Here is a 13890-nt window from a genome sequence, read left to right on the forward strand (position 1 = left end):
GCTCACAGCGCAGTCCGGAACAGCGCCACCATCTGCTCGTGGGTGGCCGTGCGCGGATTGGTGGACATGCAGGCGTCGCGGAGCGCGAACTCGGCCAGGCGTGACAGATCGGCTTCGCGAACTCCCAACTGCCCCAGACCTTTCGGCACTCCCACCTCGCGGGCGAGGCGATCCACCCGGTCCGCGACGGCGAGAGCGGCCTCCTCGGGTGTTCCCCGGCGCTCCTCGAGACCGAGAGCAGCGGCGATGGCGACGAACGGGGTGGCGTCGTCGGTGGCGTTGAACCGGATGACGTGCGGGAGAAGGATGCCGTTGATGACTCCGTGCGGCAGGTCGAGCAGGCCCCCGACCTGATGGCTCATCGCGTGCGCGGCACCGAGGATGGCGTTGGTGAACGCGAGGCCGGCCTCGAGGCTCGCCTGCGCCATGACGGCCCGGGACTCCATCTCCATCGGCTCCTCGATGGTGCGGACGAGAGTGTCGGTGACCAGCCCGACCGCGCGGAGCGCATGGTGGTCGGTGAGCGGGTTGTGGGCCAGCGACACGAACGCCTCGATGCCGTGGGTGAGGGCGTCGAGTCCGGTCGCGGCGTTGAGCCATTCCGGCATGGTGGTGAGCAGCCGGGGGTCGATCACGGTCACGTCCGGGACGAGCGCGCGGCCGATGATGGTGATCTTGGTGCCCCGCCTCGTGTCGGTCACGATGCAGAACTGCGACACGTCGGCTCCGGTGCCCGACGTGGACGGCACCATCACCAGCGGCGGGATCGGACTGGTCGCCTGGTCCACTCCCTCGTAGTCGAGGATGTTGCCCCCGTTCGCGGCGAGCACCGCGATGCCCTTCGTCGCGTCGATGACCGAGCCGCCGCCCAGGGCGATGAGAACGTCGCATTCGCCCTCGCGGTACGCGTCGTGTCCGGCCGCGATCTCGTGGTCCTTGGGGTTGGGTGTCAACGCACTCCACACGACGGGGGTGAGGCCCTGTTCGCGGAGCTGATCCTCGAGTTCCGACGCCCAGCCTGCTTCGATCAGACCCGGATCGGTGACCAGCATCGGCCGCGCCCCGCCGAGGCGGAGGACCGCATGCGCGGCCTCGACCATCGACCCGATACCGAACACGATCTCGGGTGCGTGGAATTTCACCAGCCTGCCGGGGGCGGTGGTGCGGGTGGACGGATAGGACACGGACAAGTCGACACTCCTCCCGACACCTGCGTACATGTGATCCAGATTACAAGACCTTGGCCTCGACCCTACGGCCCGGGAGAGGGCTTCACACCCACCGAAGGACAGGCACGGCACCTACCCGATCGGGTAGGTACTCACCGCAGCGCGTGTCCCAGCTCGGCGGCGCGGGACATCAGCTGCGCGGCATCCCGGGCGACCACGACACGGTCGCAGATGTCCGCGTACTCCGGCATCGCGCACGACGCCTGGTTCCAGTACCGCTCGGGTTCCGGCGTGATCCAGGCCAGCCGGTGCACCTTGCGTCGCAGTTCGGCGAACTCGTCGACGCCCGGCGGCAGGCCGTTGCACCGCCCGTCGCCGACGACGATCACCGAGGTGCGGGTGTTCACTTCGGTGCCGAACTCTGTCAGCACGTCGGAGAAGACCCGGCCGTAGTCGCTGCTCGCCTCCAGATCGATGCGTGGGTCGGCGAGCACCGAGGCCAGCGCGTCGTCGTCGGTCCCGGCGAGGAGGGTGTCCGTGACGTCGACGGGCCGGTCGACGAACGCCAGGACCTGACAGCGGCTCGCCCGGCGGTGCATCGCCTGTGCCAGCCGGAGAGTGAAGGCGGTGACGGGGCGTACCGACAGCGACACGTCCGCGAGGATCAGCACCCGCACCCGGTCCGGACGCCGCGCCTTCACCATGAGGTGGAACGGGACGCCTTCGGTCCGCAGGCTGGCGCGCACGGTGCGGCGCATGTCGAGGCGGCCCCGGGCCAGTTCGCGCGGGCGGGGACGTGACGGCCCGCGCATCCGCCGAAGCACCTCGTAGCACGCCTGATTCACCTCGGCTCGCGACGTGGCCGCCACCGGACCGCTCGCGGTCCCCGGTGCGTCTGCGGGCCCGGCGGTCAGGTCCCGGGCGTCCGCCAGCGCACCGACGAACGCCTCCACCGCCTCCGCCAGCCGGTTCAGCTGGGCCGCGGTGAGGGGTTCCGCCCCGCCGGAATCGGCGTAGACCTTGCTCGGGTCGTAGGCGTCGAGCCACGCGAGAATCGACTCCGGATCGTCCCAGGACAGCGATCCGACGACGGCGCCGCTCGTCGACGACGCCAGGTCACCGACGGCGGTACTCGCCGCCCGCTCGACCTCGACCGTGTACGTGACGCCGCGGCGTCCGGACTCGGCTTCCGAATCGACGGACAAATCTGCGTCGCTCGACGTCATGCTGACGTCGTCGTCGTCCTTGTGGGGGTTGAACCCCTTCTGCGCCTCGGGGGTGTCGAAGTGGTCGCCGACCTCGGCGGCGCGCTCGTTGTACTCCGCGTACCGGGCGGTCTCCGCGTTGTCCGCCACCTCCAGCGCGGACGGCAGGCCCTCCGCGAACTCGGCCCGGGACGGCGGCCGCGCGCCGCCGGAGGCAGCGTCGGCGACCGACCCGAAGAACACGTCGAAGGCACGGTCGAAACCCTGCTGTTCGTACGTGTACTTCGCGCACACCGCGCGCAGCGACGCCCGCAGGGTGGCCGTGTCCCGGCCCTCGACCAGCCCGAAGACCCGGCGAACCTCGATGACCTCGGCGGGGGACGCGGCGACGCCGTAGCGGCGCAACATCTTTCCGAACGACGCCGCCAGCACGTCGAGGAGTTGCGAGGGAAGGGACGGGGACGGATCGGGGGCCGGGTGGAGCATCGTCAGCGCCTGCCCTGGCGGCCCGCGCCGATGCCGCCGCGGTCCCGGCCACCGCGTCCGCGGAACACGGCGGTGGTCGTGTTGGCCGGCCGCGATGCGACCGTCACCCGCTCCGCGGGCCCGGCCGGAGTGGTGTCCTCGTCGTCCGAGGAGAGCGGCTGTTCGCCGGACAGCCGAGTGCGGGCCAGTTCGACGTCGCTGGTGTACTTGAGCAGGGCGGTGAGCAGGATGTCCCGGACCGCGGCCTGCGCACTCACGGCCACCCCCGTCGACTTCAGGACCACCGCCGCACGGGCCGCGTCGATGACTTCCGCGATAGACGGACTCTTGCGGAGCGGCAACTCCCGCAGCGTGCGCGCCAGATCCACCACGTCCGCCGCCACGGCGTCCTCGACCTCGGGCGCCCTGGCCGTCACGATGTCCCGCTCGCGCTGCGGCGTCGGATAGCCGAGGTGGTAGTGCAGGCAGCGACGCTTCAGCGCGGGCGACAGTTCACGAGTGTCGTTGGACGTCAGGATCACCCACGGCGCCGACCGGGCGGCGAACGTCCCCACTTCGGGAATCGTGATCTGCCCCTCCGCAAGAACCTCGAGGAGCAACGCCTCCATCGACTCTTCGGTGCGGTCCACCTCGTCGACGAGCAGCACCACCGGTTCCGGCGACAGGATCGCCTCGAGCAGGGGGCGCACCGACAGGAAGTGCTCCGAGTACAGCCCGAAATCCTGGGCTGCCAGGAACTTCGACGCGTCGGCGATGTCGTCGAACGCGGCCAGCTTCTCCCCGATGCGGTCACGCAGCATCTGCACGTGCAGAAGCTGTTTCGCGTAGTCCCACTCGTACAGCGCCCGGTTGTCGTCGAGACCTTCGTAGCACTGCAGCCGGACGAGTTTGCGCCCCGCCGCCTCGGCCAGCGACTTCGCCAGCTCCGTCTTGCCTACACCGGCAGGCCCCTCCAGCAACAGCGGGCGTTCGAGCGCGGTCGCCAGGTGGACGACCACCGCGAACTCGTCGTCGGCGATGTAGTCGACCTCGCGCAACGCCTCCTTCAGTTCCGCGCCGTCGGCGAAGCGGACGTCCTCCGGTTCCGGGGCTGTGTGCGGTGCAGTCATGATCGGGGCATCCGTCCTTCGTCAGCAGGTGGTGGTGGGAACGCATCCGGGGCGGGGCCGGGCTGGGGTGTGGCGCCCGCCCCGGACGCGAGTTTTCAGGTCGGTCAGTACGCGCTGTTGATCGCGTGATCGACCACGGGGATCATCGACTCGACCGTCACCTCGCGCGGGTTGCCCGGTGTGCACCAGTCGCCCTGAATGTGCTCGGAGATGGCGCGAACGGTCTTCTCGTCACCGCGGATGGTGTCGCCGCGACCCTCGTACTTCTTCGTGTTCATCTGGTTCTTCTCGTACGAGTCGGTGCGCACCTGACCGAAGTTGTCGGGAATGCCGACGTCCTTCGCCAGGCGGATGGCGGCCTCGACCGCCGCGTCCGCGGCCTGCACCGTGGTGAGGTTGCGGGTGTCGACCCCCAGCGCGCCGGCCAGCTGGGCGTAGCGCTCGTACCGCGACGGCAGGTTGTACTCCCAGACGCGAGGCAGGGCGATCGCGTTGTTCAGTCCGTGGTGGCTGTCGAAGAACGCGCTGACCGCGTGCGAGATGGAGTGCACGATGCCGAGGCCGCCGGAGTTGAACGCCTGCCCGGCGATGTACTGCGCGTTCATCATTCCCTCACGGGCCTTCAGGTTGCGCGGCTCGAACACGGCCTCCCGCAGGTTCTTCGCGACGAGTTCCACCGAGTACAGCGCATTCCCGAGCGAAGGCGCAAAGTCGAGACGCGACACGTACGGCTCACTGCCGTGCGCGAGGACGTCGAATCCGCAGTACGCGGTGAAGTGCTGGGGGCAGGTGTAGTACAGCAGCGGGTCGTCGATCGCGAGGGTCACGATGGTCGCCTCGTCGAATCCCACCCACTTGTGCGGGTTGTTCATGTCCGACGTGTCGGTGATGACGTACGCCCACGAGGTCTCCGAACCCGTACCGGCCGTGGTGGATACGGCGATGTGGGGCGGGTTCTCCTTGTTGGTGGACTTCGCGAATCCCTCGAACTCGTTGATGTTGCGGCCGTCGTGCGCGACCACGACACGGGCGCCCTTGGCGGCGTCGTGACTCGAGCCGCCGCCGACGGAGATGATCGAGTCGCACTTCTCCTTCTGGTAGAGCGCGGCCGCCTCCATGACGTTGTAGTCCTTGGGGTTGGACTCGACCTTGTCGTAGAGCACGACCTCGACGCCCTGGTACTCGATCTTGCCGACCAGTTCCTCGATGATGCCCGAGCCGCGCAGGCCGGTCGTCATGAGCAGGGCCCTCTTGAAACCGAGGTTCTTCGCCTCGACGCCGATGATGTCGTGGGCGCCCACTCCCATCAGTGCCCGCGGGAACGGGTGGAATTCCTTGATGGGGAAGTCCCAGATCTGGTTGAGCTCGATGGCCATGGCCGTCTCCTCGATTAGTCGATGTCGGATCTGAAGCGTTGGGGAAGGGGACGCAGTAGATGTGATCGGCGTCTCACCTGGAATCCACTGTGACCTAGTTCGGGCCCCGGTTACAGACCTGCGAGCCCGAACCGTCCGACCGCGGCGGACAAACTGCCCGATCGGGCAGGTGCGGCCGGGCCGAGCCGGAGAGGTGGGCACTCGGTAGGCTGTCCACTCCGCACGGAGTGGACAGCTAGGCAAAAACTAGAACCTGTTCTATTCTTGGGACAGGTAAGCGAGCGTTCCGGCGCTGCGAAGTACGGAAGGACTGCACACACGATGACGACTGTCGAGGTGCCGCACAGCTCACGATCGGTGGTGCTCACCGTGTCGGGCGTGGTCGAGGAAACCGCCGATTCCCGGTCACTGGTCTTCGACGTCCCGGCCGACCTCGCAGGCAAGTTCGCCTACAAGCCGGGCCAGTTCCTCACCCTGCGCATCCCCAGCGACCGCACGGGATCGGTCGCCCGGTGCTACTCGCTGGCCAGCTCGCCGTTCACCGACGACGCACCCAAGGTGACCGTCAAGCGGACGGCCGACGGGTACGGGTCCAACTGGCTCTGCGACAACGTCGCCGTCGGCGACACCCTCGAAGTCCTTCCCCCGTCGGGAGTGTTCACCCCCAAGTCGCTGGACCACGACTTCCTGCTGTTCGCGGCGGGCAGCGGCATCACGCCGGTGATCTCGATCCTCAAGTCCGCCCTCACCGAGGGGTCCGGCAAGGTCGTCCTCTTCTACGCGAACCGCGACGAGAAGTCGGTCATCTTCGCGGAGGAACTGCGCACCCTCGCGAGCCGGTACCCGTCACGGCTCGTGTCCATCCACTGGCTGGAGACGGTCCAAGGGCTGCCCGGCGTCGACCAGCTCGCCTCCGCCGTCGCTCCCTACCTCGGGCACGAGGCATTCATGTGCGGACCGGCGCCGTTCATGGACACCATCCACAAGGCCCTCGCCGATACCGGCATGCCGCGCACCCAGGTGCACGCCGAAGTGTTCAACTCGCTGGCCGGCGACCCGTTCCGTGACTCCGACGTCGTCGAGGTCACCGAGGACGAGGCCGCCGACGCCGCCACCGTGGAGGTGGAACTCGACGGCGAGATCCACACCCTGAGCTGGCCCCGCAAGCAGACCCTCGTCGACATCATGCTGGCCAAGGGAATCGACGTGCCCTACTCCTGCCAGGAGGGCGAGTGCGGGTCGTGCGCGTGCACCGTGCTCGAAGGCAAGGTCGAGATGGAGAACAGCGAAATTCTCGACCCCGAGGACATCGAGAGCGGCTACATCCTGGGCTGCCAGGCCCGGCCGGTCACCGACCACCTCAAGATCGAATTCTGAAGGCCGCTCACCCGAGCCGGCCGAAACCGACGACGGCGGAGTCGCTCGCCCAGTCCACCGTGTGCACGCGGATCCGGCCGAACTCGTTGCCGCCGACCGTCGTAGCGGTGTCACCGTCGACGGCGACGACGATGTTGGTGTGCTGGCCGACCCAGCTGCTGTTGTCGTAGAGCACCACGTCCCCGACGGCCGGGCGGTACCCGTCGCCGACCTCCTGGAACCGCGACTGCGACTGGTAGTACTCCTGCAATGTGTAGACACCCGGGATCCGCCAGTGCCCGGAATTCGGATTCGACAGCGGCAGGCCCGCTTCCCGCATGATCCAGCTGACGAAGTCCGCGCACCAGGGCTCCTCGACCCCTTCGGAGTAGAACGTCCCCGGCCGCTGCGTGCCGTGCTCGGCCTCCAGTAGCCCGACGATCCGCGCCTGCTGCGGCGACAGCGCGGTCGTGTCGACGGCCGGGAATTCGGCGGTGTCCCACGGCAGGTAGCGGTCCGGGGCCAGCCACAGCACCCCGCCCGCCACGACGGCCATCACCGCGACGACCGCGCCGAGGATCAGCCCGGCACGTCGGCGGCGGCGAGTGGGCGCGGGAGCAGTCATGCCACCGAATGTAGCGGGAATCCGGTCAGCGCATCGCGCGGTAGCCCGCACGCTCCTCGGCGGTGAGGTGCTCACACGCGTATGTCAGGGCCGTGCGCCCCATCGCGGCGGCGTTCCGGTCGAGGAAGCCGGTCAGCAGGGCGCGGTCGACCCGCTTGCCGACCTCGCGCAGCATCCATCCCGTCGCCTTCTGCGTGAGGTCGCGGCGATCACCGAGGACGGACTCCGCGACCTCGAGCGTCGTCGACGCGTCACCCCGGCGGATGAACCCGAACGTACTGAGCAGCGCGACGCGACGCCGCCAGAGGTCGTCGTCCGCGGCCAGCTCGAAGACCGGGTCCCGCGGCCGGTCGAACAGCCACGTGCCCAGGATCCGGTCGGCGGACGAGTCCACCAGATCCCAGTTGTTCACCCGTCCCCGCATCACCAGGTCGAAGTAAAAGGACACGATCTTCTCGCGCAAGGCGTCGTCGCCCGCCTTCGCCGCCCGGTCGAACTGCGTAACGAGTACCAGCAGCCCCGCCAGTCGGTGCTCGTGCACCGGACTGTCGAGCAGCACGGTCACCTCCGGCAGGTCCAGATCGGCGTGAGCGCGAACCACGCTGCGCGTCCCGGGAACCCGCACGCCGATGAAGACGTCACCCTCCCCGTATTCACCCGGACCGGTCTTGAAGAACCGTGCCAGATTGACGGCGTCGGCCTCGTCCGACACGTCGGCGAGAGCACGCTTCACGTCGTCTGCGGTGGAAGTCACGAAGGCACTGTCCCACACGTCACCGACACCGCGAGCGAAGATCACAAAACATGCTCCGACCTGCGGTTCGTGTTATCCGAATGCAACGGATCAGGTATTGATCGGGCGGTCAATCAGGCGTGTACTCGAAGTGGACACAATCCATTTCGAGGAGGCCGGACATGAGATCGTGGAGTCGTATGCAAGATGTGGTGGCGATCGTGATCGGAGTCTTCGCGGCGCTCTCGCCGTTGTGGCTCGACACCAACAACGCCGCGATGTGGTCACTCATCGTCCTCGGTGTACTCGTGGCCCTCTCCGGTCTCGTCCATATGAGCCGCCCGGAGATGACTGCGGCCGAGTACGCGATGGCCGTCTTCGGAGTGCTGTTGTTCCTCGCCCCGTGGGTGATGAACTTCGACGCATTCACGGGCGCGGCGTGGACCGCATGGGTCGTCGGTGTCCTGGCAGTCGTCGTGGCTGTCACGGGGTTGCCGATGATGAGTTCCCGGATGCACGGACACGGAGGGCTGGCGACGCATCACTGATCTGTGAACCACAGCACCGAGAACATCGATTGGGGCGGGGCGCAGGCTTACGGCCTGCGCCCCGCCGTTCACGTCGGGAAAGGCCCATGCCAGCACCCCATCTCGGAAAGCCCGGTAACTCCCAACCGCGGAAAGGCCGGCGGCGGCGCAGCGCGAAGATCGACGGCGACGCGCGGGAACTGATCCTCGACGCCGCCGAATCCCTCATCGCCGTACACGGATTCGATGCCACGCCCACCGCATCGATCGCCTCTGCCGCGCACGTCCCGAAAGGACTGGTGTTCTACTACTTCCCCTCCAAGACCGACATCCTCCTGGCCCTGCTGTCCGAGAGACTGCCGACCGAACCCTTCGGCGACGTGGGCCCCCTGGTGACTCCGGGTGACCCCGCCGCCAGCCTCGTCAACCTCGACACCGCACTGAATCTGCACGACCACCACTCGTCGGTGATGCGGGTGATCATCTGGCGCGAGGCCGAGACCCACCCGGACGTCCGCGCCCACCTGAGGCGGTTCCGCGACTACCTCAGCGACATCACCGAGCGACTGCTGCAGGCCAGTTCGCCGTACCCCGTGCAGCCCGGGACACTCCGGGCCTGCGCGACGGCGTGGGTGGCCGCGATGTTCTCCGTCGCGGGCAACGACCGCTTGCACGACCTCGACGACCTGCCGCGACAACACGGCGAGGAACTCGGCAACGTCGCACGGGTGGTGGCGGCCGGGATGGTTCAGCTGGGCTGAGATGTTCCCGCGGCCAGCAGCTGACCGGCGGGGAACGCCTCCGCGCTCGCGGGCAGCCGCCCGGGCCTGCCGCTGAGGAACACCTCCACGGTGCCCTCCCCCGCGCTCGGCCGGTTCAGCGCGTCGATGCGGCGCAGGGTCTGCGCCGCCACCGCCTCGGCGCTGTCGAACAACCGCACCCCGGCCGGCAGCTGCGCCGCGATCTCGTCGGCCATCAACGGGTAGTGGGTGCAGCCCAGCACCACCCCGCCGACGTCGCCGGGCGTCCGCTCTGCGGCGGACGCGATGGCGGCGATCGCAGCGTCCCGCTCCCCCCGGTCGATGGCCTCCGCGAGACCATGGCAAGCGACCCCCACCACCGAACTGCCGTTCCCGAACTTCTCGATCAGATCGGCCTGATACCGGCTCGCCGTCGTCGCGGCGGTCGCCCAGACCGCGACGGACCCGAACGCGGCGGCGGCCGGTTTGATCGCCGGCACCGTCCCGACGACCGGAACCTGCGGTCCGACGAGCTCCCGGACGTGGTCGAGCGCGGTGACGCTCGCCGTGTTGCACGGCAGCACGATCACCTCGGCGCCGCGGTCGAGGCTGCGCTGCGCGGTCGCGAGAACACGATCGATCACCCACTGCTCCGGTTTGGGACCCCACGGGGCCCCGTCCGGATCCAGCGCGAGAATCAGATCCAGTTCGGGTCGCAACTTCCGCAACCACGCCGCCGTCGGCAGCATGCCGAGACCCGAGTCGATGAGCGCAACAATCACCCGGAGAATCTATCGCGCCCCCGTCCCGGCTCTTACGCCGACGCGGCCTCGAGGACCTCACCGATCGGAGTTCCCGCCGCGATCTTCGCCCGCATCTTCATGACACCACCCGCCATCCCGCCGCCGACGACACCGGCCAGGATGCCGTCCCGTTCGTAGTAGGCGAGGAACTTGCGGCCGTCGTCCTTGATCACGTGCACCTCGTCGGTGGCCGCCACCGTGCCCAGGGCCTGGATCTTGATGTCGTACTGGTCGCTCCAGAAGTACGGCACCTGAGCTGCGGTGTTCTCGTCGCCGGTGCCGGTCAACGCCGCGGCGAGGATCTTCGCCTGCTCCCCGGCGTTGCTCCAGTGCTCGACGCGCTTGCGGCCACCCACCTGCAGCTGCCACGCGGCCACGTCGCCGACCGCCCACACGTGCGGGACCGCCGTGCGTCCGACGCCGTCGCACACCACCCCGTTGTCCAGTTCGACACCAGAGCCGTCGAGCCACGCGGTGACCGGCACCGAGCCGACCCCGATCGCCACGACGTCGACGTCGACCTCGCTTCCGTCGCCGAGGACGGCTCCGGTGACCCGGTCGGTGCCCACCAGCGACGTGAGCCCGACACCGGCCCGCAGATCGACCCCCTCGGCGGTGTGCAGCCGGGCGACGAGTCCCCCGACCTTCTCGCCGAGCACGGACGCGAGCGGCGTCGACTGCGGCTCGACCAGCACCACGTCGAGCCCGCCGGCCCGCATGCTCGCCGCCAGCTCGCAGCCGATGAATCCCGCCCCGACGATCAGCGCGCGCCTGCCCTCGGCGAGGTCCGCGCGCAACGCCAGGCTCTCGTCGATGGAACGGAGAACGTGGACGCCCGCGAGGTCCGGAAGTCCCGGGATCCGCCGCGGCACGAGACCGGTGGCGATCACGAGTTCGTCGTAGCTGAGTTCGCTGCCGTCAGCGAGTCTCAGGATGCGGGATCCGGTGTCCACCGAGGCGGCCTCGACCCCCAGCCGCAGTTCGATGTTCTTCTCGTCGAAGAACTCACGCGGCTTGAGCGTGGTGTCGCTCTTCTCCCCGCGCATCACTTCCTTCGACAGCGGTGGGCGGTCGTAGGGAAGGTGCGGTTCACCTCCGAGAAGAATCAGATCACCCTCGTATCCGGCCCGCCGAAGTTCCTCCGCGGTGCGCAGGCCCGACAAGCCCGCCCCGACGATCACAATTTTCTGCACGCCAACACATTAGGCGCTTTGCGCCCGTGAGGGTCAGAGGTCGGCGATGGCCTCCAGCGGGCGGGTGCGGGCGGCGCGGCTCGCCGGCCACAGTGCCGCGAACACACCGACCACACCGGATCCGAGGAGCATCGCGACCACCTGCCCCCACGGCACCGTCACCTGGCCGAGCCCCTGGTCCTTCAGGGTGCTCACGAAGCCCCAGCCGAACGCGATGCCGAGCAGCACGCCGACGGCCGCACCGAACACCGCGATCAGCATCGACTCCAGGTAGATCGTGCGGCGCATCTGGGACCTCTGCATCCCGACCGCGCGGAGCATGCCGATCTCCCGCCTGCGCTCGACCACCGAGAGCGCGAGCGTGTTGATGATGCCGAGGATCGCGATCACGACGGCGAGTGCGAGCAACCCGTAGAGGATCGCGAGGAGCGTGTCGATCTGCTGGCCCTGCGTTCCCTTGAACTGTTCGCGGTCCTGCACCTGCACCACGACGAACTGCTTGGTCGCGGATTCGAGGTCGGCGCGCAGCTGCGTCAGGTCCGCACCCGGCTTCGCGTCGATGAGCACCGCCAGATCGGGGATGGTCGCGGCGGGCATGACCTGCCGGTAGACGTCGTCCGAGACGAGCCAGTCGCCGACCAGCTGGTTGTCTTCGAAGACACCGGTGACCTCGGCGTCGACGACTTTCCCGTCGGCGCTCGTCATCGGGACGGTCGTGCCCAGCGTCCAGCCCTTCTGCGCCGCTGTCGTCTGGGACACGATGAGGTGGTTGCCCGTCAGGTCGGCGCCGCCCTCGACGAGCTTGTAGTCGAGGACGCCCTCGAGTGGGCCGTCCAGCGACGCGCCCTGTTGCCGCTCGTCGTCGACCGTCACGGACACCGGGTGCAGGGCGGCGGCGCTCTGGACGTCGTCGAGGTTCCGCACGGCTCTCGCCGCGCCGCTGGGCACACCGATCTGATTGGGTCCGGTGAGCACGTAGTCGGCGGACACCCCCGAGTCGACCAGCTGGTTGACGCTGGCCTTCGCGGATGCGCCGAACACCCCGATGACGGATACGAGCATCAGTCCGAGTGTCAGCGCGAACGCGGTGGCGGCGGTGCGGCGGGGATTGCGCACGGCGTTGGTGCGGGCCAGGCGCCCGACCGGGCCGAACGGCTTGGCCAGCACCGCTCCGAGCGCCCCGACGATCGGCCGGGACAACGCGGGGGCGGCGAACAGCACGGCCAGGATCAGACCGAGCGCGCCTGCGCCGACGACCGCCGCCGCACCGCCACCGGTACCCCGCGAACCGATCACGAGTCCCACGACGCCGAGGACACCGAGGACCGCACCGGCGATGGTGCGCACGTGCAGTGAGTCACCGGTGGACGCGAATTCCTCGCGCATCGCCGCGACGGGCGGCACCTTGGAGGCGCGCCGGGCGGGTGCGTACGCGCTGACCGTCGTCACGAGCACCCCGACCACGAGGGCGATGAGAATCGTGCGCGGCCCCACCTGCAGGGGACCTTCGGGCAGACCGACGTCGAACGCGTTCAGCAGTGCGCGCAATCCGTAGGCCAGGCCGACGCCGGCGGCGATCCCGATCGCACTGCCGATCACGCCGACCACGAGGGCCTCGAAGACCACGGACCGGCCCACCTGCGTGCGGCTGGCACCGATCGCGCGGAGCAGCGCCAGTTCGCGCAACCGCTGGGCCACGATCATCGAGAACGTGTTGTAGATGATGAACGTGCCGACGAGCAGAGCGATCGCACCGAATGCGAGGAGGAAGTAGTTGATGAAGCTCAGCGCCTCCGTCACCTGCGCCTTGGTTTCCTCGCGGACCTCGTCGCCGGTCTGGACCTTTGCGTCGGGAAGGGCGGCGGCGATCTCGTCGCGCAGTTCGGTCTGGGACAGACCGGTCCCGGCGACGTCGATGTACTCGACGTGCTTGCCGTCGGTGAACAGTTCGCGGGCCTGCGAGTCGACGAACGTCGCGCCGATGAATCCACCGGTCTCGTTGCCGGTGTCGTAGATGCCGGAGACGGTGACGTCGACCATGCCGCGAGCGGGCACGAGAACCTTCGTCGTGTCGCCGACGGCGAGTTTCGCGCGTTCGGCGGCACTGGCGTTGACGGCCATCTGGCCGACCTGGGCCGGCGGCGTGCCCTGGACGTACTCGTCGGGTTCGCCGAGCGCCTGGCCCGGCGGCAGGTAGGACTCGCCGATGCTCGGCGCACCACCGGTCTGGACGGCGGCGCCGTCGGAATCGATGAGGACGATCTGCCCGCTGACGGCAGGTGCGACCGCGCGCACCCCGTCCAGCGCGGTGATGGTGTCGAGGTCGGCGAGGGGCACTCCACTGGAGTTGCGCTCCTCGCTCGACACCCGGACGTCGACCCCTTGCGCGGTGTTCTCGAAGATCGAATCGAACGTCTTCTGGAGGGTGTCGGTGAAGACGAAGGAACCGGCGACGAACGCGGTGCCGAGCACCACGGACAGCACCGTCAGTGCCAGCCGGACCTTGTGTGCCGCCAGGTTGCGCAGCGACACCTTGCGCATCGGCGCACCGGATGTGGACGCCATGCG

Annotated in this window: 12 protein-coding genes; 3 read left to right on the forward strand and 9 right to left on the reverse strand. The window is 68.7% G+C overall.

Going from position 1 to position 13890, the window contains the following annotated elements; genetic code table 11:
• Positions 1-2: 2 nt before the first annotated feature.
• The 4 genes from CJ179_RS06820 to mdo form a co-directional block, all read right to left on the reverse strand.
• Positions 3-1190: an iron-containing alcohol dehydrogenase gene (locus CJ179_RS06820; RefSeq protein WP_072948410.1), complete on the reverse strand. Its 1188-nt coding sequence runs from the start codon at positions 1188-1190 to the stop codon at positions 3-5.
• A gap of 131 nt (positions 1191-1321) precedes the next feature.
• A complete protein-coding gene (locus CJ179_RS06825; protein ID WP_095860958.1) occupies positions 1322-2860 on the reverse strand; it encodes a VWA domain-containing protein in 1539 nt (512 codons plus the stop codon).
• A 2-nt stretch (positions 2861-2862) separates the two neighbouring features.
• Positions 2863-3969: a MoxR family ATPase gene (locus CJ179_RS06830; protein ID WP_072948388.1), complete on the reverse strand. Its 1107-nt coding sequence runs from the start codon at positions 3967-3969 to the stop codon at positions 2863-2865.
• A gap of 104 nt (positions 3970-4073) precedes the next feature.
• Entirely contained in the window at positions 4074-5345 is a 1272-nt protein-coding gene (mdo, locus tag CJ179_RS06835; RefSeq protein ID WP_095860959.1) for an NDMA-dependent methanol dehydrogenase, read from the reverse strand.
• A gap of 321 nt (positions 5346-5666) precedes the next feature.
• Between mdo and CJ179_RS06840 the strand changes: the two genes are divergently transcribed.
• Positions 5667-6722, forward strand: a complete 1056-nt coding sequence (locus CJ179_RS06840; protein ID WP_095860960.1) for a ferredoxin--NADP reductase — start codon at positions 5667-5669, stop codon at positions 6720-6722.
• 7 nt (positions 6723-6729) lie between these two features.
• On the opposite strand, the gene CJ179_RS06845 is transcribed toward CJ179_RS06840, so the two are convergent.
• Together CJ179_RS06845 and CJ179_RS06850 are read right to left on the reverse strand one after the other, a co-directional pair.
• Positions 6730-7326, reverse strand: a complete 597-nt coding sequence (locus tag CJ179_RS06845) for a CHAP domain-containing protein (RefSeq protein WP_072948382.1) — start codon at positions 7324-7326, stop codon at positions 6730-6732.
• Between the two features lie 25 nt (positions 7327-7351).
• Positions 7352-8080 (reverse strand): DNA alkylation repair protein, encoded by a 729-nt coding sequence (locus tag CJ179_RS06850; protein WP_373560127.1) that lies wholly within the window; start codon positions 8078-8080, stop codon positions 7352-7354.
• Between the two features lie 161 nt (positions 8081-8241).
• On the opposite strand from CJ179_RS06850, the gene CJ179_RS06855 reads away from it, so the two are divergent.
• Together CJ179_RS06855 and CJ179_RS06860 are read left to right on the forward strand one after the other, a co-directional pair.
• Positions 8242-8607 carry an SPW repeat protein gene (locus CJ179_RS06855; protein ID WP_179377529.1) on the forward strand — a complete coding sequence of 122 codons (366 nt, stop codon included), beginning with the start codon at positions 8242-8244 and terminating at the stop codon, positions 8605-8607.
• Positions 8608-8693: 86 nt separating this feature from the next.
• Positions 8694-9347: a TetR/AcrR family transcriptional regulator gene (locus CJ179_RS06860; RefSeq protein ID WP_095860963.1), complete on the forward strand. Its 654-nt coding sequence runs from the start codon at positions 8694-8696 to the stop codon at positions 9345-9347.
• Here CJ179_RS06860 and CJ179_RS06865 read toward each other — a convergent pair.
• The 3 genes from CJ179_RS06865 to CJ179_RS06875 are packed head-to-tail and all read right to left on the reverse strand — an operon-like array spanning position 9335 to position 13887.
• Positions 9335-10108 carry a glutamate racemase gene (locus tag CJ179_RS06865; protein ID WP_072948375.1) on the reverse strand — a complete coding sequence of 258 codons (774 nt, stop codon included), beginning with the start codon at positions 10106-10108 and terminating at the stop codon, positions 9335-9337. The genes CJ179_RS06860 and CJ179_RS06865 overlap by 13 nt on opposite strands.
• Positions 10109-10140: 32 nt before the next feature.
• Positions 10141-11322 carry an NAD(P)/FAD-dependent oxidoreductase gene (locus CJ179_RS06870; RefSeq protein WP_257015353.1) on the reverse strand — a complete coding sequence of 394 codons (1182 nt, stop codon included), beginning with the start codon at positions 11320-11322 and terminating at the stop codon, positions 10141-10143.
• 33 nt (positions 11323-11355) lie between these two features.
• Complete coding sequence (locus CJ179_RS06875) at positions 11356-13887, reverse strand: ABC transporter permease (RefSeq protein WP_095860965.1); 2532 nt, start codon at positions 13885-13887, stop codon at positions 11356-11358.
• Positions 13888-13890: the final 3 nt, after the last annotated feature.

The organism is Rhodococcus sp. ACS1 (assembly GCF_002300155.1).
GTDB lineage: Bacteria > Actinomycetota > Actinomycetes > Mycobacteriales > Mycobacteriaceae > Rhodococcus_F > Rhodococcus_F koreensis.

Bases quoted from the DNA above. Each gene is read 5' to 3' on its own strand.
- mdo (WP_095860959.1), bottom strand. From the start codon at position 5,345: ATGGCCATCGAGCTCAACCAGATCTGGGACTTCCCCATCAAGGAATTC.
- CJ179_RS06825 (WP_095860958.1), bottom strand. From the start codon at position 2,860: ATGCTCCACCCGGCCCCCGATCCGTCCCCGTCCCTTCCCTCGCAACTC.
- CJ179_RS06840 (WP_095860960.1), top strand. From the start codon at position 5,667: ATGACGACTGTCGAGGTGCCGCACAGCTCACGATCGGTGGTGCTCACC.
- CJ179_RS06830 (WP_072948388.1), bottom strand. From the start codon at position 3,969: ATGACTGCACCGCACACAGCCCCGGAACCGGAGGACGTCCGCTTCGCC.
- CJ179_RS06875 (WP_095860965.1), bottom strand. From the start codon at position 13,887: ATGGCGTCCACATCCGGTGCGCCGATGCGCAAGGTGTCGCTGCGCAAC.
- CJ179_RS06855 (WP_179377529.1), top strand. From the start codon at position 8,242: ATGAGATCGTGGAGTCGTATGCAAGATGTGGTGGCGATCGTGATCGGA.
- CJ179_RS06845 (WP_072948382.1), bottom strand. From the start codon at position 7,326: ATGACTGCTCCCGCGCCCACTCGCCGCCGCCGACGTGCCGGGCTGATC.
- CJ179_RS06860 (WP_095860963.1), top strand. From the start codon at position 8,694: ATGCCAGCACCCCATCTCGGAAAGCCCGGTAACTCCCAACCGCGGAAA.